Consider the following 22,583-nt stretch of genomic DNA (forward strand, 5'->3'; position numbering starts at 1 on the left):
CGGGAACAAGTCCCGTACGGATCAGCTCCGCCCGTCCAGAAACGTAGAGCGATCGCCCAAACAATGGTTTCACACCTCGCAGTCTCGAGCGGCCGCGGGTGGAATCGTAGGGCTCGTTTTCGGTTTTCTTGAGGTCGGTGGGGGCCTCCAATTCGTCGTCCGACGCACCTTCCAATGTGATTAGTTGGTCGTTGGTCGTTGGTCGTTGGTCGTTGGTAGTTGCTCGTTGGCTGGGTGCGTAGTAACTCGTCGAGCTTGCGCTGGGATACCGACTGTTGTCGTGCTTGCGTGTGTTGGATTGCTAAACCATCACGACTGTCTGTTGCGCCCCGGGTTTAATGGAGGTTCTTGATCCCCTGAAAGGTTGAGAATCATGGTGAATAAGAAGTACCCGGAGGAGTTGAAGGAGAGGGCTGTGCGTCTGGTGCTCGCGTCTCAGAGCGAGACTGGCGGCCGGCGGGGCGCGTGCGCCCGTGTCGGTCAGCAGCTGGGTTTGTCGGCGGACACGCTGCGGAAATGGGTGGCGCAGGCCGAGATCGACACGGGCACCCGGCCGGGCGTGACGACGGACACGGCGGCCCGGCTGCTGGAGTTCGAGCGAGAGAATCGAGAGTTGCGGCGGTCGAACGCGATCTTGCGGAGTGCGTCGGCTTTCTTCGCGGCGGAGCTCGACCGCCCCTCGATCAGGTAGTCATGTTTATCAATGAGAAGAAGAGCGAGTTCGGGGTCGAGCCGATCTGCCGGGAGTTGCAGGTCGCCCCGTCGAGCTACTACGCGGCAACGTCCCGGCCGCCCTCGAAACGGTCGGTGTCCGATGAGGTGACCGCGGCCCGGATCCATGCCGTCCACGAGGACAACTACGGTGTTTACGGGGCCCGGAAGGTGCACGCGCAGCTCCGCCGTGACGGCCACCAGGTGGCCCGCTGCACCGTCGAACGCCTGATGCGTCGCGAGGGTCTGCGCGGGGTACGACGCTGGAAAGGGCCCCGGACCACGATTCTCGGGCCCTCGCGGAGCGCCCCGAGGACCTCGTGAAGCGGCAGTTCACCGCGCCCGAACCGGACTGCCTCTGGGTGGCGGACATCACCTACATCCGCACGTTCTCCGGTTGAATCCGCCCAATACCGCGCCATTCGTTACACCGAACGCCTCGCCGACGTCGAGGCCGTGGCATCGGTCGGGTCCAAGGGCGACGGCTACGACAACGCGATGGCCGAAGCCTTCAACTCGCTCTTCAAAGCCGAGCTGGTCCGCAACCTCGGGCCCTGGCACGGCATCGACGACCTCGAGTTCGCCGTCGCCGAGTACATCGACAGGTTCAACCACCGCCGCCTCCACGGCGAGATCGGCCTGATCCCACCCGTCGAAGCCGAAGCAGCGTTCCACACCAACCAGCCCGTCCTCAACTCACGAGAACGCGACTAACCGAGCCTCCACAAAACCCGGGGCTTGACAGTCACAGACGAACTCGCAATCTAAAGGACGTTTTCCCACCATGGAAGGAATTCCCCGCTATCCCGGTCGCAACCCACATTACGAGCGCCCTTCCGGCAACCAGTCCCACTGCGGCGTGTTCACTCACTGTGCCGATACAAGACCTTATTTCACGCTGGCGTCGGATTACTCCGAAGGGCTGTGTCAAGCTCCTTAACACGAGTGTGTCTACGAATGCATGTGTGGCGGGTCATGACGGTGAAGGGCGTAATGTTTGCTGGTGACCAAATCTCGTGTGCGCACGGACGGCCTTCGCACTTGGATGCTCGAGGGCTTCGTGGACCATCGGGGCGGCCACGTAGGGCCGCTCTCGGTCAGTGTCGAACGGACACATTCGTGGTGGCGGGTGATGTGCCTGACCGGGGTGGATTATTTTTCGACTCTTGGGTATCAGCCGGCCATCGCGGCCCTCGCCGCTGGACTTCTGTCACCGATCGCAACTATCGTGCTGGTCGCCTTGACTCTTCTGGGGGCACTGCCCGTGTATCGCCGGGTTGCGCAGGAGAGCTTTAAGGGGTCGGGTTCGATCCAAATGCTCGAACGCCTCTTGCCGTGGTGGGCCGGCAAGTTGCTTGTGCTCGTTCTGCTCGGTTTCGCCGCCACAGACTTTATGATCACGATCACACTCTCTGCGGCAGACGCCACGGCCCATGCGATCGAGAACCCATTTGCTCCCTCGTGGCTGCACGGTCAGGAGGTATCGGTCACCCTGTTGTTAGTGGCGCTGCTCGGCGTCGTGTTCCTGCGCGGCTTTAAAGAGGCCATCGGTATCGCCGTCGTGCTCGTGGTGGTCTACCTGTTTCTTAATCTGGTCGTGATCTTGGTCGCCATCGCACAGGTCGCCGGACATGCCGCCCTGATCACGGACTGGTGGGCGGCACTCACCACTCAACACGGCAACCCGCTTGTCATGGTGGGGATCGCCCTTATCGTGTTCCCCAAACTGGCGCTGGGCTTGTCAGGGTTCGAAACGGGGGTCGCCGTGATGCCGCAAGTGACGGGAGACGCGAGCGACACTGAAGAGAACCCTGCCGGACGGATCCGAGGCACCAAGCGCCTGCTCACTACGGCGGCGCTGATCATGAGCGGTTTCCTCATAACCTCGAGTATCGTCACGACCCTACTAATCCCACAGAACGACTTTCAGCCCGGTGGGCCGGCCAATGGCCGTGCCCTCGCGTACCTCGCACACGAATACCTCGGACCCGCGTTCGGATCCGTCTATGACATCAGCACGATCTGCATCTTGTGGTTCGCCGGCGCATCGGCGATGGCTGGCCTGCTCAACCTTGTTCCCCGCTACCTGCCCCGGTATGGGATGGCGCCCCAGTGGGCCCGGGCCGTCCGCCCGCTCGTTCTGGTCTTCATCAGCATCGCCTTCCTCATCACGGTCTTCTTCCAGGCTAACGTCGACGCACAAGGTGGCGCGTACGCCACAGGCGTGCTCGTTCTGATGACCTCCGCCTCGGTCGCCGTGACCCTCTCGGCCCGGCACATGCGCCAGCGTTGGCGCACCCTCGGGTTCAGTGTCATCGCACTGATCTTGGCATATACGACAGTCGCCAATGTCTTTGAACGGCCAGATGGCGTCCGGATCGCCGGCCTCTTCATTCTCGCCATCATGACAATCTCGATCCTCTCCCGCGTGCGGCGTTCATTCGAGCTGCGGGCGACCTCCGTCGCCCTGGACGCCAACGCCCTCGACTACGTCATGTCCGACGCGGAGGAGTACGACGTTATTCGGATCATCTCCCATGAGCCCGATGAGGATACCGAGGCCGAGTACCGGAACAAGAGCCGTGACGAACGTCGCTTCGGCAACATCCCGCCCGGATCGCCGATCATTTTCCTGGAGGTGCACCCCTCCGACTCATCCGATTTCGAGGAAGACCTGCTCGTGCGCGGAGTCGCCAAACACGGGTACCGTGTGCTCCAGGTCACGAGTGGCAACGTGCCGAACACGATCGCCTCCGTGCTACTGGAGATCCGCGACCAGACCGGCCTGATCCCGGAGATCTACTTCGAATGGACTCAGGGCAACCCGATCTCCAACATGTTCAAGTTCCTGATCACCGGCCTCGGCGAAATCGCCCCCGTCACGCGCGAAGTGTTACGCGAATCGGAACCCAATGCCAAACGCCGTCCCCACATCCACGTCAGCTAAATTGCAGCCGGCCTCAGGGTCGTGATCGCGGCATCCGCCGTGCGTCGTTCTGACCCGTCCGTCACGACCCAGCTCTGAAACGACGCGCTGGGCACCCAGAGCGCGTTCGATGCTTTCGATGCGAGCTTCGACGCGCCGTAGCTCGACCAGGTCGATCTCTACCTGATCCACTGACCAACGCCCTCGAAAGAACGCTACGTCGAGAGCTGGGTGGACGAAATAGACAGTGAAATTCCCGAGTCCTGCTCATCAGCTCTCCAGGTGGCGGGGTTAGATTCGTGGAAGTTTGTGCCGGTTGCTACGCGGCGGAGCTGGGAGCCGCCGTCGAGGGCGACGACGACGGATCGGTGCAGGAGCCGGTCGAGCATCGCGTCGGCGACGGCGGTGTCGCCGAGGATCTCGCCCTAGGCGCCGACGGGCCGGTTCGTGGTGATCACGATCGACGTTTTCAGGTCGTTGTCGTGGTCGGCACCGCCATCTAGCCGATTCTGGTGGTTCCGCGTTGATCGAGTCGTTGCTGTTATCCGCATTCTTCAGGCCCGAGAGAATAGGCGTTTTCCCGTTAAAGCAACTGTTCTCGTAGACGCGACGCGCAAACCCTGTGGTGGGGCTCTGTTTCGGCTAGTTGAAAGTGTTTACCCATCCGTGCGTGTTTGATACGGCGACGGTCCTGCCCAGCAGCTCACGGGGGTGTGGCGGTGGCCCGTTTCGGTGGACGGTGTATCGAGGCAATAGCGCAGGATTTCAACGCATTCGCACCGGATGGACCAAGAATCGTTATCGTGTCGTCTTCAAGCACTCTGCAGTTGCAACGAGAGCGAGCGGGACGAGTTATGGGTGGCCGGTGTCCGGCTTTCCGGGTGGGGGTGTGCGTGTTGGCGGCAGCTCGCTGTGTGCGAAGGAGAGCACGATTCCGATTGCGATGAGGGTGGTGAGGAGGGCGGTGCCCCCAGCAGAAATGAGGGGAGTGGCACGCCGAGGACAGGGATGAATCCGAGGACGACGCCCATGTTGACGAGTGCTTGACCGATGATCCAGACCATGACGGCCGCAGTACTGACTTTGGCTTGAGGGCTGGTGGTGGCGTTCATGATGCGGAGGAAGGCGATGGCCAGCAGGACGAAAAGGGCGAGCACCACGATTGCGCCGATGAGACCGAGTTCCTCGCCGATGATCGCGAAGATGTAGTCGTTGTCCGCGGCTGGAAGCCAGGACCATTTCGCTTTGGAGTTCCCGAGTCCGACGCCGAAGATACCGCCCGACGCGAGGGCCCACGTGCCGTGCAAGGGTTGCCAGCATGCGGCGGAGATCGTGCCTGTTGAGCCATCGCAGCCGGTGCCGAAGAAGCTCAGTATCCGGGCCATCCGGTTTCCGCTGGCCATGGCCGCAGCCAGGGCGCCCAGGGCGCCGATCCCCAAGGGGATGGCGAGCATGCGTAGTTTTACGCCGGCGAAGAAGAGGGAGCCGAAGAGGATGCCGGCGAGGATTACTGTTGTCCCCAGATCGCCGCGGATCATGACGAGCATGACGGCCGTGCCGCCGATGCCAAAAACGGGCACGAGGACGTGGCGCCAGTCGTCGAGGTGATCTTTCTTCTGTGCCAGAAGCATGCCCAGCCAAATGACGAGGGCGACTTTGATGGCTTCAGATGGCTGGAATTGGAAACTGCCAATGGACAGCCAGTTGGTGTTTCCGGCCACGGTCACACCCAGCGGGGTGAAGACGAGCAACTGAACGAGGCAAGTAGCGATGAGCGTCGGCCAAGCGATACGTTGCCAGAACTTCAACGGCATCCGGCTGAGCACGAGCATCAATGGGACACCGACGAGGGCGATGGCACCTTGATGAAGCACAACGCCGAAGAAACCCTCGTGAGCAACAAAGGAATCTACTGATGACGAAGACAGGACCATGATCAAGCCCAAGATAACCAAGAACAGCGTCGTTCCCAGGAGTAGAAAATAGTTCGGGGATTCTGAGCGGATCAAACGGCCCACGCTAATGCGCGTTGAATGTGACGGTCTATTTGACGGAACCCTGTGTTCGGTCTTTGAACGTGGCGCACGGGTCGGGTTGCGCGAACTCGTCACGAACCGAGCCCCTTCTCAGGGGACGTCGCGGAGGTGGAATTTAGTGTGGATTGACCACAATTGCTCGGTACTTCACATACGGTCATATGCGGGGAGTGTCCTGCCGGGTGTGGGATCAGATCAGAGTGCGCGGCAATGGGCTGGGGCGCCACCACGACACTACTGAGGGAATCCCGAACCGCTAGTTCATCCCACTCGTGTCGCGTCGGGTCGCATGTCTCTCCCAGATTGTGCCTGCTCGGAAATCTCTGCTGGAAAAGCCTCTTCGACATTGAGCGCTATCAACAAGGAGCCGAGGAGGTGCGCAGGCTGCCTGTATCGCCGGCGTGGACAAGACAGTTCACGGCGTTGGCGGTCGCCGTTTTTCGATTCGTCGACTTGCCAGTGCACTGCAGAGCGGAATGAACAAGCTACTCGCAGCGGGGCGAAAGTCTTTCGTGGTGTTGCCGCTCGCGATTGCCCACGCGACGAAACGAGAGCCAAGACTCCATCAAAGCAATGTCTTATGTGTGCGCGAAGACTCCGGGAATCGGGCTTGTGCTGTCTCGGGACGTCCCTGACACTTCATGTCTCGGGACGTCCCTGACACTCGGGTCGGGATGTTGCGGGCTCGTCGGGGGCTGGGGGTTTTCTGGTTTGGTTCGCGAGGAAGCCGCGGGGTTTGCCGTTGCCGACGTAGCTGCCTTTGGGGCCTATCGGGTGTGTGATGACGTGGGTTCCCTCGGCGTCGAAGATATGGACGCTGGTGGTCTCGACGACGATGTTGAAGGTGCGGCTGGCTTGGTCGCGACCCATTTGGATGCGCATGTGGGCGACGGTCAGGACACCATTTGGTGAGGTCGTGCGTGCGTGCTGCCGGGGCTTGGACGGCACGGGCACGAGCACGAGCGGCGGGGTCGGTTCCGGCGCTTTGGGCGTGGCGTGGTAGCGCTGGTGGGGCGTCTGCATCTGGAGGGACTGGTGCGGGCGTTCCTCGTTGTAGAGCTTGTCGAATGTGTCGAGTTGGGTTTGCAGTTCGGCCAAATCGTTCGCGGCGGGACGGGCGGCCAGCCAGCGGGCGAGAGTTGAATGGCCGCGTTCGTTCTTGCCTTGAGTTTGGGGGTGGCCGACGGATGAGGCGATGGGTTGGACGCCCCGGCTGAGCATGAGGGCGGTCAGATCCCCGATCCAGCCGCGTCGACTGGGGTTCAGCGCCGTCCCGTTATCGGTCAGGAGACGTTGCGGGGTGCCGTGGCGGTTCATGCCGATCGTGACGACCTTCACGGCGTCTTCGGCGTTCTCAGAGCGCGCAGCGAGCGAGGCGATCTGGAAGCGCGAGTGGTCATCGTTGAGTTGGAAGATCGCCACGACGGCGCCGCCACGGAGGGTGTAGTCGGTGGCGTCGAGCTGCCACATTTCGTTCGGAGCGGCGTATTCAAATCTGAGGTAGCTGCTCTTGGGACGCTTCTTGGGTTGCGGAGTCACGACTGCGTTCCGGGTGAAGATCCGGGCCAGCGTCGACCGCGACGGAGACTCGATTCCCAACTTCTCGAGCTCGTACTTGACCGAAATAGGACCGTTGTCCCAGCCTGCGCCGCCGAGCCGGGCGCGGGCCTCGAGCGCCAGACGTTCGACGAGTTCGGATACCCTCGCCGGCGAGGTCTTCGGCCGGCTCGAGCGGGCGACTAACGAATGCGGGAGTCCGGCCTCGGTGACGTGTTTGCGGGTCGCGTAGAACCATTCCCTGGACACGTTGTGTTCTCGGCAGAACCGCGTCACAGCCCCTCGTGGAGCGTCCTCGGGCCAGGACGCGATGATGAGGCGGAGATCGGTTCGAGCTGGGTCATGTGCCATGACCTGATCGTGGAGGATCCGCAGCCCGCTGCCGAACGGAGGACCTTGATCGAGGACCTCCATTCGGAGTGTCAGGCAGGTCCCGAGACAGAACTGTCAGCAAGGTCATGAGACAGAACTGTCAGATTGAGAACGAGACTTCACACTCCGGGAATCGGGCTGTTGCAGGCGAAGGTTGTCACCTCATCGCGAGTACCGCGAATTAGCTGGTGACAGCGTGGCCATTGTGTTGGATGGCGAGCTTCGGCACCGGGTCGCCGAGGATAACGAGGCGGGGTGCCGAAGCCCATCTTCTGGAGTGGGGATCCTCCACTAGAAACGTTACGTTTCCGCGATGAGTGCCACCTGAACGGGGTGCTCGCAAATGAATTCAGGATGATGTTCGCGCCGGGTGCCAGGGTTCATAGCTCCCACACATGAGCAGTTCAGAGACCTGTCACATGCTGGTCTTAGCCTCGGCAACATCGAAGGAGAGGAATCAAGATGATCACCGGACGACTGGAAATACGCACTAGCGAAGATATCAACGTCAAAGCGCTCTCAGGCTGCGAGTGGCGCGTCACGGATCGGCGCATCGCACGCGACAATGCTCTCTCCCTGGTCGGGTTCATCTCGAAAGACCAGGGCAGCTACGAGGTGATGGAGTTTGTGGATCCAGTCGAGCATTTCGTCTTCCCGACTTGGGACGATGCGGTTGCGCACTTTGTGACAGCAGTGCTCGACGATCACAACAGTGAGTCGAGCTGATCAGCATCAACGGTCTTGTTCGCTTGTACCAGGCCCGGGGCAATCCCAAACGATCCCCGTCTTCCGCGCCGAAGAGGCCAGATGCTGCAACGACGGAGAGAGATACCATTACCGGCCAGTTGCGTCGTGGCCGTGAAGCCACCGTGAGATGGTAACCCCTGCTGCCCCGCGACGCGTCTTTTGGTACGGCAATCGGCTCAGGAGCACATGGGCGACCTCATGGCGCGACGCGCCGCGCCACGGCGCAAGAACGTCATTATTCCCAAGCGAGGATGCCCGTAACGGAGGTCTGACTTCAATGGGCACCGGTGCGCTGCGAAGAACGTTGTTTCGATGTTGCTGAAAGATTAACTCGTTTGCGTTGTCGGGCCCGGGCTCCGGCCTCGTAGAAACGGACGGGCGACTTTCGTTTGCTTCAGGTGTCGTCTGAGGATTCTTTCGCAGTCGGTGCGAGGTCGCGTGGGGGTCCTGCGCGGTAGCTGGTTCCATCTGGTCGGCCGTCGTGGCTTTCGCCCAGCCACGTCCCGGGCAGAACGCGCCCATCCTCGGTGGCGGGGTCCACGATAACGGCGGGTAGTTGGCCGTACTGGTTAATGTCGACATAAACTCGCGTTTGTGTCCCGTCGGGCAGATGCAGGCTGACGGCAATTGGCGGCATTTGTGACCTCCCTTGTTGGATACCCCCTCGAACAACGCTAACCCTGGTTCGGCGACGAGCGTCATCCCCCGTTTGGTGGGTGTGGCGGGCTTCCTGTGCGGTTGCCCTGGTCGAGGGACACTTTCACAGGAATCTCCGGTCAGTGCTGGCATACAGTTCGGTCGAATCAATTGTTTGTGAATGTTTCGGTGGGTTCGGCCGGGCGGAAGAGGGTTACCGTGACGCACGCTGGGCCCTTGCGTGGGCGTGACAGGAATGCCGGTCAGCCGATCCGGCATGGACGGTTGGCGCCTCGGGGGCCGTGGCGGACGGTCGCGAAGACCTTGGGGATCACCCTTGGTGTGCTTCTGGTTAGTGGGGGCTCCCTTGCGGCGATTGCCGCGTGGGATGTTGCCAGCAGTGTCAAGCCCGGTGTTCATTTGGCCCACCTTGATCAGTCGCCCGGCGGCACGGCGGCTCCTGCCCCTGCCGCGGACGTGAGCGCGATCGCCGGCGGGGTGAACCTACTATTGACGGGCACGGACACCCGGACCGGCCAGGGCGGGGCCTATGGGACGGCCGCAGAGCTCGCGGGTAGTTCTGGCGCGGGTAACAACGACGTGACCATGCTGCTGCATATTGCACAGAATCATCAAAGTGTGAGTGTGATCAGTTTCCCCCGGGACCTGATGCTTGCCGTTCCCGCGTGCCCGCAGGCCGATGGCGGGACCGCGTCGGCATCCAGCCGGGTGATGCTGAATACGACCCTGTCCCGCGGTGGCCTGTCATGCGTTGTGTTGACGATCGAGAAACTCACCGGCGTCCAGATTCCCTACGCCGCGGAGATTAGCTTCGACGGGGTGACTGCCATGTCGAACGCTGTCGGCGGGGTCACCGTCTGCCTGGCCTCGGCGGTCACCGATCTGTACACGACGCCTCCGTTGCATTTGGCGGCGGGCCAGCAAACCCTCGTCGGCGACGACGCGCTCTCGTTCCTGCGCAGCAGGCACGGTGTAGGTGATGGCAGCGACCTGGGACGGATCAGTAACCAGCAGCTCTTCATGGCTGCCCTGGCCCGGAAGGTCCAAAGCGGCGGCGTCCTGGGAAACCCGATCGCGTTGTTCTCCCTGGCCAAAGCGGCAACGGGCAACATGGTTCTCTCGGATACGCTGACGAATCCGACGACCTTGGTCCAGATCGCTCTCGCGATCAAGGACACAGGGCTGGCGAACATGGTCTTTGTCCAGTACCCCACCATCACTGACCCGGCCGAGCCAGGACGGGTCATCGCCCAGTCCAGTGCCGCCACAGTCTTGAACACCGCTTTGGTCGCAGATAAACCATTGCAGCTCTCTGGGGCCCCAGGCCGGGCGGCCGTGCTCCCGAGTAGCGCCCCGGTGGCCCCTGTCCCCACGCCAGCCGCGACCGCAAAACCTAGTTCCACACCCACACCAGCTCCAACGCCGACGGCGAACCCCGGGGCCGCTCCCGCTGGGGCCAATGCCGTGCTCCCGTCCAGCGTCACCGGTCAGACCGCTGATCAGCAAACCTGTACGAAGGGCAACTAGATTAGGGGCCAAAAGAAGCGTGCAACCTCCATCTCGAACCGCACCGATTAGGTCATCACTCCTGGTGCACCGGGCGTCGTTGCCAGGGGCTTACGGCTCGCTAAGTACTGCGCACCGAGAGGGGTTGGTAGTTCCCGGTCGCTTCGCCGAAACTGACCTGACTGGTGTTTGGAGTCGAGGGGATGACCTTTGTGGGCGGGTCGCCGATAGCCCGATCTGGGCCGCCGGTCGTTCACTATACAAGGTCACGATCAAGACTAAGAAGTTGCTTTATCGCCTTGCCGGGTGCGGACTGCCGTGGGACTGCTCATCAACGTGCCTGATTCGCTCGGACGACGCGTCGAGAACCTGCGGTGTTCGGCCCGCTCGAGAAATGTCCCGCGACTTCGTATTCATTGTCGTCTGCGGCTGCAAATATCGGTCGAAGTTGTAAACAATGGGTTGTCCCTGAGAGTCCTGGGAGTTCTGGGGGAGGGTGTAGGTCTGTTTCTGATCTCTGCTGAGGTGGTGTTGAATTTTCTGGATGACGTTGGTGGGGGCGAGGACGAGGATCGTGTCGCGGTTCAGGAGACCCGGTAGGATCTCGTCCCGGTAGAGCTCTTCGATACGCGCCGTACTCACGGCAGGCGTCAGCCGGGGGTCCGAGATGATTTCTCGAGGTCTTCTGCGGAGGTTCGCCGTGATGGCCAATGCGATTTTCGCAGAATGGGCCGACGGAGAGGTCAGAATCGTGTCAGGCACTTCGCGTGTGTTAACGCCGACCGAAAATAGGGCCAGTGTCGCCGAGGAACCCGCCGAGCGCCCCGAGTCGCCGTTCCGCTGCTGTCTCAAATGATTGTTCCCGTGGCTTAGACATTTCTGGCGTCGTCACGTGTGACTTCCCAGCCAGCCGAGTTCCTATGACGCACATTCCCCCACGATTCCCCACGTGTTCCTGACCCGCCATGCGATAAACGCATAGCCGACCTTCCTCGACAAATCTAGATGATTGGTCCCGAATAGTCGTAGGCGATGAGGGATCGTGTGCGGGGTGCGTCGACCAGCCAGTTGGGTCAGATCGCGGCTGAGCTGGCGGGGAGTTTCGCTCCGACCCGGGGTACACGGTAGAGGGGGATCGGCCGATGTGTTTTTTGAGGCTGAGTTGGCTTTTCAGAGTGTCGAAGACGGACTCAAGCCACTGGCGGATGTCGCCGAAGTTTCCGATTCGGGGTTTCTTGTCTTTGCGGTCGGGACGGATCAGTGGGCGCCGATGCTTCCACATAGCTTCGATGTCGTGGGTTGTGAAACTTCTGTCGCGCGGATGGTTTGACCGGTGCGAATCACGTGGAGATCCTCTTCTCGATCGTTCAACGCAAGGTCGCCAAACCCCAAAACTTCCCAGACCGCGCCGCCCTCGTAGACCGGCTGCTCCGTCACACCTCTTACCGCGCGGAAATGGTGGCATGAATCGAGGCTGAACTTGCGGTCAAGAACGTCACAGTGGTGGGGTGCGTGCCATCGGGGCGAGCCCGGGAGGCACCCGTTATGGATTTAGCGGATGCGTTGCGATGATCACGATCGCCACCCACTGACAAAGGAACGCGACCACCGTGAGGCTGTGAAAGATCTCATGGAATCCGAATACTCCGGGCACAGGGTTCGGTTTCTTCAAGCCGTAGATGACGGCGCCCACCGAGTAGCAAAGGCCACCGATCAGGATGAGCGTCATCATCGCGGCGTTCGCCTGGAAAAAGTCAACGATGAACATGAGAGAGCCCCAGCCGAGCGCGAGGTAGAGCGGCACGTACAGCCAGCGTGGTGCGGTGATCCAGAACATCTGGAACGCGATTCCTAGAATCGCCCCGCCCCAGATCAGGGACAGCAGCAGCAACGATTTGGCCGGGGGCAGGGCCAGCACCGTGATCGGAGTGTATGAGCCCGCGATCAGTAAGAAGATGTTCGCGTGGTCGATGCGCTTGAGGATCAGTTTCGTGCGCGGCTTCCAATTGAAGCGATGGTACAAAGCCGAATTGCCGAACAGGAGCAGCGAGCTGAGCACAAAAACGAAGGAGCTCCACTGGGCAACGGACCCGTCGGCGAGGGTAAGCAGCACGATGCCCGCCACGATCGTGACCGGAAACATGCCGGCATGAATCCAACCCCGCCATGTGGGCTTGAGGTCTTCGGGTCGGGCAACCCCCGCGTCAAGCAGTGGAAGATTTGGGATGTCTCGCCCTGTGGTGTCCTGGCTGGTGGTTTCGTCCCCGATAACATCATGCCCAGTATTTTCTGCGGCCATTGAACCAGAATACTGCAGGGCGCGTGCCGGAAGCGGCGCGGGTCGCCGGACTGGAATCGCGTAATTGTGTGCAGAACTGACGATCCTTTGGATGCGCGACATTCTCTATCGGGTACTAGTTTTCAGCGCGGACTGCCCGAAACCCTTCGGTGTGCGAGTGCGGGGGCCGGGGAGCGTCTCGCGCCGGCCTCAGTGGGCGACGCCGGGGCGCTGGTGTCGGGCGCGGGTTTGCGCCCGCGCATAAATGAGCGTAGTCCTTAATGAGTCAACTCATTGGAGGCGTCATGGCCGGTCTGTCGGAGTACCCGGACGCGAAACGCAGCCCTACCCGAGGCCGCCGTGAACGAAGCATGCAGGACAAGCAGTTGCGGATCTTCGCGGCTGCGGCCGCTCTCTTCACCGAGCGCGGGTTCGACGCTGTGGGGACGCAGGAGATCGCCGAACGCGCCGACGTGGCTGTCGGCACGGTGTTCCGGTATGCCTCGTCCAAGGCCGAGCTGCTACTCATGGTCTACAACCGCGAACTGCGCGACGCGATCTACACCGGCGTGCGGGCCTCGGCCGAGGCCGCTGACCCGGTCGAATCGGTGAACGTGCTCGTCCAGGCCGTGCTGGCGAGCTCGGCGCGCAACCCGGCCAACGTCATCGCCTACCAGCGCGAGCTGCTGTTCGGTTCGGCCACCGACGAGCACCGGACCGCGGGCCTCGCGCTTGTCGGCGAGCTCGAGGACGCGATCGCGTCCCGTCTCATCGCGGCGGCCCGGTCAGCCGGGGTCGATGGCGAGCCGGTCCTGCGCGAGGGACAGCGGGCCGCCCGCACCGTCTTCGCGGCGCTGGCGCTCCTGCTCGCTGGGCCGTCCACGGGCGCGCATCCCGGAGCGGACCCCATCGAAGAGCTTCGTGGGCAGGTCACGCAGATCGTGCGCGGCTTCCTCGCCACGTTGCCATCAATTATCGAAACATATTAGGGAGACTGACTATGTACTACAGCAGCGGAACTATGGAGGCGTTCGCGCGTCCCCGCAAGCCTGAGGGAGTCGAGAACAAGACCGCGTGGTTCGTCGGCGCCGGCCTGGCGTCGATGGCGTCGGCGGCGTTCATGATCCGTGACGGACAGATGGACGGGTCGAAGATCACCATCCTGGAACGGCTGAAGCTGCCCGGCGGGGCTCTGGACGGGATCGATGAGCCCAAGAAGGGCTTCGTGATCCGCGGCGGCCGTGAGGTGGACGACCACTACGAGTGCCTGTGGGACCTGTACCGTTCGATCCCCTCGATCGAGGTCGAGGGCGCGTCTGTGCTCGACGAGTTCTACTGGCTGAACAAGGACGACCCGAACTTCTCGCTGCAGCGGGCCACCGTCGAGCAGGGCAAGGATGCCGGCACCGGTACCCTCTTCACTCTCTCGAAGCAAGCGCAGAAGGAGCTCATCGGGCTCTTCCTGGCCACCCGTGAGTCGCTGGAGAACAAGCGGATCAACGAGGTCTTCGGCGAGGAATTTTTCGCCAGCAACTTCTGGATGTACTGGCGCACCATGTTCGCCTTCGAGGAGTGGCACTCTGCTCTGGAGATGAAGCTGTACGTGCACCGCTTCATCCACCACATCGGTGGCATGCCGGACTTCGCCAACGTGCGGTTCTTCAAGTACAACCAGTACGAGTCGATGGTGCTGCCGCTGTACCGATGGCTTCTGGACCAGGGAGTGACGTTCCAGTTCGACACCGAGGTCACCGACATCGACTTCGCGATCACCGCCGACCGAAAGCAGGCCACCGCGATCCACTGGATCCGCGAGGGTATCGTCGGTGGCGTCGAGCTCGGCGAGAACGACCTGGTGCTCGCCACCATCGGCTCTCTCACCGAGAACTCCGACAACGGCGACCAGCACACCCCGGCGAAGCTCGACGAGGGACCGGCCCCGGCCTGGGACCTCTGGCGGCGGTTGGCCGCCAAGGACCCGTCATTCGGGCACCCGGACGTGTTCGGAGCACACATCCAGGAGAGCAAGTGGCAGTCGGCCACCGTCACCACGCTCGACACGCGCATCCCCGCCTACATCGAGAAGATCGCCAAGCGTTCGCCGTTCGGCGGCAAGACCGTCACCGGAGGGATCGTCACGGCCCAGGATTCCGCCTGGCTGCTCAGCTGGACAGTCAACCGCCAGCCGCACTTCAAGAAGCAACCCGAGGACCAGATCGTGGTCTGGGTGTACTCGCTGTTGGGCGACGTCCCCGGCGACTACGTGAAGAAGTCGATGCAGGAGTGCACCGGCGAGGAGATCACCCAGGAGTGGCTTTACCACATGGGTGTCCCCGTGGCCGACATCCCCGAACTCGCGGCGAATAGTGCCACCTGCGTGCCGGTGATGATGCCCTACGTCACGGCGTTCTTCATGCCCCGGCAGGCGGGCGACCGGCCCGACGTGGTCCCAGCCGGCGCCGTCAACTTCGCGTTCCTCGGCCAGTTCGCAGAGACACCCTCCCGGGACACGATCTTCACCATCGAGTACTCGGTGCGCACCGCGATGGAGGCGACCTACCAACTGCTCGGCATCGACAGAGGCGTGCCGGAAGTCTTCAACTCCACCTACGACGTGCGTACGCTGCTCGCCGCCGCCAGCCTGCTGCGTGACGGCAAGGAGATCGAGGTGCCCGGCCCAGCCATGGTCCGTGATCTGCTGATGAAGCAGATCAAGAACACCGAGATCGGCGAGCTGCTCAAGGAGTACGGCCTGCTGACCTGACCGAGCCGGCGAACCATGCGCGGGGCCCGGGACACGACGTCCCGGGCCCCGTTGCGGCGGCCGATCTAAGGCTCATCGACGAGTACGAGCGCATCGATGCGTCGGTGAAGGTCGCCGTCAAGGCTGAGGAAGTCGGCACACCGCCACTGGGTGGCGAGCGGTTCGCCGACGCCGGTACGCACAGGAGGGCGCCGGCCGAAGCCGACACCCTCCTCTGTCTGAAGCTGGTGGAACGGGTGCCGATGTTACTTGGCGGCGGCCTTCAGCTTGCTGCCGGCGGTCAGCTTGACGCGGTGGCCGGCGGCGATGGCGATTTCTTCGCCGTTCTGCGGGTTGCGGCCGGTGCGCGCCGCGGTGGCGGTGCGCTCGACGCCGAGCCAGCCCGGGATGGTGACCTTGCCGTCGCTGGCGACGGTTTCGGCGAGTGCGGCAAAGAATGCGGTGAGCACGCTGTCGACGGCAACCTGGCTCTGGCCAGAGTCTGCGGCAACCTTGGCAACGAGCTCGGTCTTGTTCAGCGACTTGTCAGCCATTGAGTGTCCTCCTCGGACCTTCGTCTGTAAAAAACAGGTATGCGGGTGATGCGGGCGGCGCGGGCGGCGCCAGAGGCCGCATCCGTTGGTCGGTTGGACCGCGTTGAATCTAACAGAGGTTCGCGAACTTCCGCGTATTTCCGGCGTTTTTCGACGTCTTGGACGGTTTTTGGGCTCCACATTCTCATTTGAGTATCCCGGCGGTCGGGTCTGGGAGGGTGCGCTGAGGTCACGGTGGGCGCAGACTGGGCGGCATGAGCGCAGAGAGCGGGGGAGCGATGAGTCCGAGCGAGTTCGAGGCGGCGCTGGCTTTGGCTACTGCGGGGCAGTTCCTCGCTGGCAGTGGGGCTCACACCGTTAGGGGGTGGCGATGTGAACGACGCGGCACTTCTGGCTGTGGCGGCCTCGGTGCCGGGCTCGATTGTTAGCGGCCATGCCAAACTGGGCGCCGCCCGGCCACCTTCGGCTTACTGAGCGCCGAGATTTCCCCAGTGGGAACACCCCGCCTACGCTGGTTAGGACTCAGCATCAAGGAACTCGCACGACTACGCGGCCTCGGAGAAGGCCCAGCCTTCGTTACTCTCACCCAGAAGTCCGTCCGTTACCTACGATCCAGCGTCGACGACTGGGAGGCGCAGCTCACGGCCTGGAACGAAAGACTCTCGGCGTGATGAACGCCGGTGTGGCCGGGCAAGGCGTCTAGGACGCCTTTGATTGGTGCTCGAGCGTGTCCTTTGCCAGGGCGCGCCGCACACTCGACATTCCAACCTGCGGCTAGTGGGTGCTGACGTACCAAATGGTCAGCCCGACACAGACCGCGACGAGCTTGATGATCTCGGCCTGTCGCTTCTCCTTCGCTTTCTGGGCTCTCTTGCCGGGCCGGACCACGCGGGGCTTCGCCGCCGTTGGCTGACGGGTGCGCGTGGTTGCCGGGGAGGACGTGGCGCGCGGCCGCAGGATGACGGGTGGCGTCGCCTCGTCCACGACGCGGTCGCTGAGCGCGTGGAAGGCGGCGGCGATCTCGGCGGGTTCCTCGATGGAGTGTGGGCCCGCGTGCCAGGTCCCGGGTTGCGCTGCCGCGGCGACGATGGCGGCGACCTGTTCGACGCTGAAGATGGGGCGGCCGCTGACGGTGACGCAGAGGTCGCGGGAGTCGATGATGCGCAGTTCGATACCGTCGCCTTCGGGTGGGGCTTTCCGGGTGATGCTGGCCGGGTCGACGAGAGCGATGACACCGCAGACGGGGACCGTCATCCCGGTGGCCAGGGAGAGCATCTTCTCGGCGCGTTTCGCTTCGTGGCTGGCGTTCCGAATGTACGGCTGCTTGTGATTGCCGACCATGAACCCGCGCCCGGCGACCCAGATTTTCTGGCCCGCGTGCCGTTTCGTGTTGATGGTGAACACCCCGGCTTGGCTGATGACGACGTGGTCGATGTCGCTCTCACCCTTCCCGACGGGAACGGAGTGCAGAACGGTCCATTCCGGGCCGAGCTGCGCGAGGTGCGCGCCGACCTGGATCTCTCCGAGCGCGCCGATCCGCCACGGCACAGCGGCATCTGTCAAGAGTACGGCGCCGGTCTCGGGGACGATCTCTCCGGATTCCGCTTGGCGGCGGAGAACCTCGATCATGAGGCCCTGCCCGGGGACGTTGCCCCGGAGATCCCGGATGACCCGGGGCGCCGCTCTACGCCCGACTCCGGGCGTGTGCGGGCGCGCCGTTGTCTGCTCTGCTGCCGTCTGGTCTGCTGTCTGGTTCCCTCCCCTGGGATTCCATGACTGCTTCCGTTCGCTCGGGTCGCCGCAAGGCAGGCATTGATCCGTGCCTGGGTCTTCGGCGATGTTGTAGGTGCAGTGCAGGCCGGGAACGCGGGAACCCGCTCCGCCCCACTGATTGCTGACTCCCCAGAGGTTACCGCTGGATTGGACCGTTTCCCCTCGTTCCGAATGGTCGATATACCCCCAGAACCGCCAGCTGCTCCGCAGGTCCACGGCGGGTCTCCAGACCTAGAACTTTTCGTCGACTTGAGGCTCAGTCGTGTGCGTAGGTGTCGAGCTGTTGGGACTGACTATGGCAGTGTTATTCGGACCCACCAGGGCAATCTAAGCGGGACCCACTTCGGCTGTTTCGGGGTGTCTGGGGCAATCTAAGCTGGACCCACCTCCACCGTTGTTGCAACGTGTTTTCGTTGCCCAAGGTGGAGGTTTCGGATGGAGTTTCGGGTGGAGTTGTTCGCGCGGATCAGACGTGATGCGCGCGTGGAGGGCCTCTCGATCAGGGAGCTGGCCCGAAGACACGGAGTCGGGCGGCCGACGGTGCGGCAGGCCCTGGCGCAGGCGGAACCGCCGGCCCGGGATCCGGGGTATCGCCGCCGACTGAATCGGGCGTTCCGTTTGGCCGCCAGCGGGCAGCTCCACTGGCCATACGCAGCAAAAAACCCGATTCCCTGTTGGCCGAGTATGGGCACTTTTCGATGGCCGCCGACACTGCCCTCCCATGTTCGGGCATTAATCCGTAATGGGGTCTTCCCACGTCGTCGGCGGGATGATCACTGCGTCCATGCCGAGGTGTTCTTTGAGTAGGTGGAGGAGGTGGCCGCCTTCGAGGAGCTCAAGTGGTTTGTTCTTGGCGAATTCGAAGGATGACTTGCCATACCCAGATGTTGTAACGAGCAACCCTTTGCTTGCTCCTTCGTTGAGCACAGTCCCATAAAGATCGCGCACTGCGGATACGCCTACGGTGTTCTTGTACCGTTTCGCTTGGATGATGATCTTGCCGCCGAAGATGGGTCGCGCGTCGTAAGCGATGGCGTCGACGCCTCCGTCGCGTGAGGCCTGGGTCTGGTGCGTATCCAACCCGATCTTGGTGAATAGATTTTGTATGAGCGATTCGAATTCGTTTGGTGTGAGATCCATGAGATTGGCCCGGGACTCCATTCTGGAGGCAACATCTGTCGTTGCCACAAGGCGGGCGTCCTCTTTGTCGAAGGCGATGATGGGCCGTACAGGCGAAAGCCCATTGACACCTCGAGGGACGACGCCGCCGAGGTGTCTTATGCATTCGAGCGGATCAACTCGTTCTAGGTGGAGGGCTTCGAACTCTTCGCGTTCGACCTGAACGCTAAGTACGCAGTATCGTTTGTCTCGCCCCGTTGCAAGGTCGATTTCATCGACCATGACGTTCAGCAATAAGGTGTCGGCGAGTTCGATGCCATCGCACTCGACAATCGCAGCCAAGGTCGCGAGAGCACACTCGGCAATCCCGTTGACATAAAGCTCGGTTCGCAACCGGGAGGGCCGAGCTTTCGGGCCGAGGAGAGGGCTTCCCACCTGATCCACAGCAGGAAATTCCGGAACGGCTTGATCAATCGATGGGGCGGTGACGACAGCTCGGAGCAGACGAGACTCCGGAGTGAGCTGGGCAGTGGCTTCCAGAAGGGGCAATCCGGCGTAATTGATCACGTCCTGCAGCTTCCCGAGCTCGGGGGCCAAAACCTCCTCCAGCCGGCGAAGAGCAACAGCGAGATATCCCTTCATATCCTCTCGCCAAAGTCGGATCTCTTCCTTTTCAATACTCATGGTGTTCCGTAACATTTCGAGCCAACCTCGAATTCGGGATTCGTCGTCGTAGGGGAGATTTCCCTGCACCGTATCCCAACGTTCGGTTGCCCAATTCGCGTAGAGACGTCGTGCATCTTCGGGTGCTTGCCGCCAACAGTCCTCAAAACCGGCATCCTCATCCTCAAACGGAAGAAAGCTGACGCCTGCAAACAACGAAACTGGACTAGCGCCGAGCATCGATCGCACATACGCGCGTCCGTCCTGGCGTAACGCAACAGTGGAGGAGTGTGTCGCGCTTCGGTGGTACACCTCCCCGCCATCTACGAAATCGACGGACCCGTCGGGATATTCAATCCACGGCCCTGTGGCCGGGCGCCTCCCGTAATAGGCCCCGACATACCCCGAGCCCCAGTATCGAACCCTGTTCCCGAGGATGACAGCAGGTCCGCGCTCTCGAAAATAGTTCACATTGGAAATCGCGCGGACAATTGAGCCATCAGGCTTGAATGCGGGGACGCTTTTATCAGTACTGAACTGGTGCCACTCTCGTAAACCGTCCGGCGCAACAACGGCCGGTAGCCCCACTCGGTGCCGGTAGCCACGCTGGAACCATTCTTCTGCCCCGTCCTCCCAGCGTATGGCGGGGCCGTCCGTGCGATGAAGTGCGTGTTCGAAAAACCATCCCTCCCACCATTGGTCCCGGCCCAATGGGCTATCGGTCCCACTTCGCGTGGGTGGCACGTGGCGGTATTTCTCGGCGGTTTCGCGTGAACGCTTGCGAATAAAGGCCGGCCCATCTGCACGATGTACTTTTCCCGCCTGGTACCAAACCTGCCAACCGGACCTCAGGCGAAGTGCGGGTCCGTCCAGGCGGTGTTTTTCGCCAGATTTCAAGTAGGTTATCGCGTCATGATTTTGTCGGACCATGTCGTAGCCGCCGAAGGGATCTTCGAAGGGCAAGAGGATTTGGGTCTCCTGCTCTTCCATTAAAGATGTCGACATGAATCGAAGCGTAGCCGCACGCGGCGACACTGTATCCATCGTGAGCAGCGGCATCTGAAAATCTAGGCCACGACCTGGCACCACTGGGCGATCCGAAAGCGTGTGGCTCTGGTCGGCTTTGGCACCAGGAGCTGGAGCCTGCAATCCATGCCCAAGGGTAAGCGCGCTACCGGCCCGGCCCGGCGCTAAGAGTTATGCCACTTGTTCCCGCACCGCGCGTATGAGTCGACGAAAAATCTGGCTCTCGGTCCCAAGATAAGGCCACTCCCAAATAGACCCCCGATAGTTCACATCCGTGAATTCATTAGCCGCGGGGGTCAGCCCGTCGCCAATGAACGGGTCGCGGTGCCCGGCGAACTGATGCAGGGTTGGGTCGATGGAAAACTCCACGGTACCGTCTGTCGCTTGCCATTCGAGCCAGGCGTGGCCGCTTAACCCTCCGGGGCGGCTGGCTTGAACGAACGTCCACTGCCCAAGCCCGCGCTCTTCAAGCATTGCTGCAACCGCAACGGCGACGTTCTCGCAGGAGGCTGCCGGCCATCCGTCACGGACGAATAAACGCTCTTTAGGATCAGTCGCCCACATCGCATCGATCACGTCCTCCACGGTGGCCCTGACGGCGATGTAGTCCATGAGACCAAGTTTGTCAGAAATGATCGTTACTGAGCTGGGTCGGAGGCCGACACGGCTGCCGCAGAATTCCCGGGGGGGGGTAAGGCGCTCAAGACTCGTTGCCGGAATCAAACGCTACGGGGGAGTGGTGTTGAGCTGCAATCTGTGTGTCGATGTGGGGTACACCACAACTAGACGTCAGACTTATGTATTTAATGCTGTCAGGATAGGGTTAGCTTTGGATTGTCTGACGGCCCGCGTTGTCGGGTTTTAGAGTTCAACCTGACAGAAAGGGCCGGGGGCTTCATGACGGGTCAACGAGTTGGATATGTGCGAGTCAGTACCCTCGATCAGAACACCGTCCGGCAACTGGATGGTGTCCCTGTCGACCGGGTATTCGAGGAGAAGGCGTCCGGGAAGGACCTGAATCGGCCCGAGCTGGAGGAGTTGATCAAGTTCGTCCGGGATGGCGATACCGTGCTCGTGCACTCGATGGATCGCCTTGCCCGCAATTTGGAGGATCTTCGCTCGATCGTGCGCCGGCTCACGGAGAAGAAGGTCCGGGTCGAGTTCGTGAAAGAGCAACTCTCATTCACCGGGGAGGACAACGCGATGGCGAACCTGCTCCTGAACGTGATGGGGGCCTTTGCTGAGTTCGAGCGGTCCCTGATCCGTGAACGTCAGCGCGAGGGTATTGCCCTGGCGAAGAAGCGTGGTGTGTACCGCGGGCGCTCCCCATCGTTGGATGCGGCCCGGGCAGCGGAGCTGCGAGAAAAGTCGCCGCTGGCGTGCCGAAAGCAGTACTCGCTCGCCAATACGGGATTAGCCGCGAAACCGTCTATGCGTATCTCCGCGCGGAGGCCGGAAAAACTCTTCGCTAACGCGCCAAGCCGGCAAATAGGGAGTCGGCGCCTCAGCGCGCTCCACGGCCTCGCCGCCCAGGAAGACCTGGGCGTCCGGTCAGGACGGCGGTGTGGCAGTGCGGGCAATACAAGTAGGGATGTGAAATGGTGCCGGCGGATTCGAGTCGGTGATGACAACTCGCACATGTGAGTGACACGTCATCGCGATGCATGAGCCCAGTATGCGCACCGCAGCGACAGACACGCCAGAAAAATGACCGCATCTATCCCTGTGCGTGCCCCTCGGGCGGGTCAGTGAACCATGGCCTAGGTTCCTGGCCGGCGGGAGTTGTCGGGCTAGCCAGGCTCACGGGCACGGCCGTGAATTTGTTAGTACACGTGATTGTCACGGTCAGGGATGGGACGCTATGACGCATAGAACAGGCGCTCTGATGCGATGATCCTACACATCACCTCGCCCA

At 62.0% G+C, this 22,583-nt stretch carries 14 protein-coding genes, 2 pseudogenes and 1 other annotated feature; of the genes and pseudogenes, 7 read left to right on the forward strand and 9 right to left on the reverse strand.

Features of this window, described 5'->3' with window-relative positions:
* The first annotated feature begins 370 nt into the window (after positions 1 to 370).
* Positions 371 to 1,425, forward strand: a pseudogene (locus tag RGU41_RS00320) (IS3 family transposase).
* Positions 649 to 762: a sequence feature (AL1L pseudoknot), on the forward strand. Its footprint overlaps the pseudogene before it by 114 nt.
* A 331-nt stretch (positions 1,426 to 1,756) precedes the next feature.
* Positions 1,757 to 3,658: an amino acid transporter gene (locus RGU41_RS00325; RefSeq protein WP_322135140.1), complete on the forward strand. Its 1,902-nt coding sequence runs from the start codon at positions 1,757 to 1,759 to the stop codon at positions 3,656 to 3,658.
* A 194-nt stretch (positions 3,659 to 3,852) separates the two neighbouring features.
* Here RGU41_RS00325 and RGU41_RS00330 read toward each other — a convergent pair whose 3' ends face one another.
* From RGU41_RS00330 to RGU41_RS00340, 3 genes are all read right to left on the reverse strand, one after another.
* Positions 3,853 to 4,026: a hypothetical protein gene (locus RGU41_RS00330; RefSeq protein ID WP_322135141.1), complete on the reverse strand. Its 174-nt coding sequence runs from the start codon at positions 4,024 to 4,026 to the stop codon at positions 3,853 to 3,855.
* Between the two features lie 423 nt (positions 4,027 to 4,449).
* Positions 4,450 to 5,748 (reverse strand): putative peptidoglycan glycosyltransferase FtsW, encoded by a 1,299-nt coding sequence (locus RGU41_RS00335; protein WP_322135142.1) that lies wholly within the window; start codon positions 5,746 to 5,748, stop codon positions 4,450 to 4,452.
* Positions 5,749 to 6,312: 564 nt separating this feature from the next.
* The gene (locus RGU41_RS00340; RefSeq protein WP_322135143.1) at positions 6,313 to 7,479 is read right to left on the reverse strand and encodes an integrase core domain-containing protein; all 1,167 of its coding nucleotides are present in this window, start codon (positions 7,477 to 7,479) and stop codon (positions 6,313 to 6,315) included.
* Positions 7,480 to 8,064: 585 nt separating this feature from the next.
* On the opposite strand from RGU41_RS00340, the gene RGU41_RS00345 reads away from it, so the two are divergent.
* Together RGU41_RS00345 and RGU41_RS00350 are read left to right on the forward strand one after the other, a co-directional pair.
* Positions 8,065 to 8,328: a hypothetical protein gene (locus tag RGU41_RS00345; protein WP_322135144.1), complete on the forward strand. Its 264-nt coding sequence runs from the start codon at positions 8,065 to 8,067 to the stop codon at positions 8,326 to 8,328.
* A gap of 1,134 nt (positions 8,329 to 9,462) precedes the next feature.
* Positions 9,463 to 10,533, forward strand: coding sequence for an LCP family protein (locus RGU41_RS00350; protein WP_322135145.1), 1,071 nt, complete (start codon positions 9,463 to 9,465; stop codon positions 10,531 to 10,533).
* Positions 10,534 to 10,803: 270 nt separating this feature from the next.
* On the opposite strand, the gene RGU41_RS00355 is transcribed toward RGU41_RS00350, so the two are convergent.
* Complete coding sequence (locus RGU41_RS00355; protein WP_322135146.1) at positions 10,804 to 11,274, reverse strand: hypothetical protein; 471 nt, start codon at positions 11,272 to 11,274, stop codon at positions 10,804 to 10,806.
* A 781-nt stretch (positions 11,275 to 12,055) separates the two neighbouring features.
* A complete protein-coding gene (gene trhA / locus RGU41_RS00360; RefSeq protein ID WP_322135147.1) occupies positions 12,056 to 12,811 on the reverse strand; it encodes a PAQR family membrane homeostasis protein TrhA in 756 nt (251 codons plus the stop codon).
* A gap of 350 nt (positions 12,812 to 13,161) precedes the next feature.
* Here trhA and RGU41_RS00365 point away from each other — a divergent pair, with 350 nt between their 5' ends.
* On the forward strand, positions 13,162 to 13,779 hold the full coding sequence (locus RGU41_RS00365; protein WP_322135148.1) for a helix-turn-helix domain-containing protein: 618 nt from the start codon (positions 13,162 to 13,164) through the stop codon (positions 13,777 to 13,779).
* 11 nt (positions 13,780 to 13,790) lie between these two features.
* Positions 13,791 to 15,554, forward strand: coding sequence for an oleate hydratase (locus tag RGU41_RS00370; protein ID WP_322135149.1), 1,764 nt, complete (start codon positions 13,791 to 13,793; stop codon positions 15,552 to 15,554).
* 245 nt (positions 15,555 to 15,799) lie between these two features.
* Here the strand turns inward: RGU41_RS00370 and RGU41_RS00375 are convergent, their stop codons facing one another.
* The 4 genes from RGU41_RS00375 to RGU41_RS00390 all read right to left on the reverse strand — a co-directional run bounded on the left by RGU41_RS00375 (position 15,800) and on the right by RGU41_RS00390 (position 21,280).
* The gene (locus tag RGU41_RS00375) at positions 15,800 to 16,087 is read right to left on the reverse strand and encodes an HU family DNA-binding protein (RefSeq protein WP_322135150.1); all 288 of its coding nucleotides are present in this window, start codon (positions 16,085 to 16,087) and stop codon (positions 15,800 to 15,802) included.
* 774 nt (positions 16,088 to 16,861) lie between these two features.
* The gene (locus RGU41_RS00380; RefSeq protein WP_322135151.1) at positions 16,862 to 17,716 is read right to left on the reverse strand and encodes a nuclease-related domain-containing protein; all 855 of its coding nucleotides are present in this window, start codon (positions 17,714 to 17,716) and stop codon (positions 16,862 to 16,864) included.
* Positions 17,717 to 18,592: 876 nt separating this feature from the next.
* Positions 18,593 to 20,701: a restriction endonuclease gene (locus tag RGU41_RS00385; protein ID WP_322135152.1), complete on the reverse strand. Its 2,109-nt coding sequence runs from the start codon at positions 20,699 to 20,701 to the stop codon at positions 18,593 to 18,595.
* A 138-nt stretch (positions 20,702 to 20,839) separates the two neighbouring features.
* Entirely contained in the window at positions 20,840 to 21,280 is a 441-nt protein-coding gene (locus RGU41_RS00390) for a hypothetical protein (RefSeq protein ID WP_322135153.1), read from the reverse strand.
* 285 nt (positions 21,281 to 21,565) lie between these two features.
* On the opposite strand from RGU41_RS00390, the pseudogene RGU41_RS00395 reads away from it, so the two are divergent.
* A pseudogene (locus tag RGU41_RS00395) lies at positions 21,566 to 22,140 on the forward strand (recombinase family protein).
* The last annotated feature ends 443 nt before the right edge of the window (positions 22,141 to 22,583 follow it).

It is taken from the genome of Cryobacterium sp. 10C3 (assembly GCF_034314285.1).
Lineage (GTDB): Bacteria > Actinomycetota > Actinomycetes > Actinomycetales > Microbacteriaceae > Cryobacterium > Cryobacterium glucosi.

Coding starts and splice junctions, on each gene's coding strand:
- RGU41_RS00325 (WP_322135140.1), top strand. CDS start 1,757: ATGCTCGAGGGCTTCGTGGACCATCGGGGCGGCCACGTAGGGCCGCTC.
- RGU41_RS00330 (WP_322135141.1), bottom strand. CDS start 4,026: ATGCTCGACCGGCTCCTGCACCGATCCGTCGTCGTCGCCCTCGACGGC.
- RGU41_RS00345 (WP_322135144.1), top strand. CDS start 8,065: ATGATCACCGGACGACTGGAAATACGCACTAGCGAAGATATCAACGTC.
- trhA (WP_322135147.1), bottom strand. CDS start 12,811: ATGGCCGCAGAAAATACTGGGCATGATGTTATCGGGGACGAAACCACC.
- RGU41_RS00365 (WP_322135148.1), top strand. CDS start 13,162: ATGCAGGACAAGCAGTTGCGGATCTTCGCGGCTGCGGCCGCTCTCTTC.
- RGU41_RS00370 (WP_322135149.1), top strand. CDS start 13,791: ATGTACTACAGCAGCGGAACTATGGAGGCGTTCGCGCGTCCCCGCAAG.
- RGU41_RS00375 (WP_322135150.1), bottom strand. CDS start 16,087: ATGGCTGACAAGTCGCTGAACAAGACCGAGCTCGTTGCCAAGGTTGCC.
- RGU41_RS00380 (WP_322135151.1), bottom strand. CDS start 17,716: ATGATCGAGGTTCTCCGCCGCCAAGCGGAATCCGGAGAGATCGTCCCC.
- RGU41_RS00385 (WP_322135152.1), bottom strand. CDS start 20,701: ATGCCGCTGCTCACGATGGATACAGTGTCGCCGCGTGCGGCTACGCTT.
- RGU41_RS00390 (WP_322135153.1), bottom strand. CDS start 21,280: ATGGACTACATCGCCGTCAGGGCCACCGTGGAGGACGTGATCGATGCG.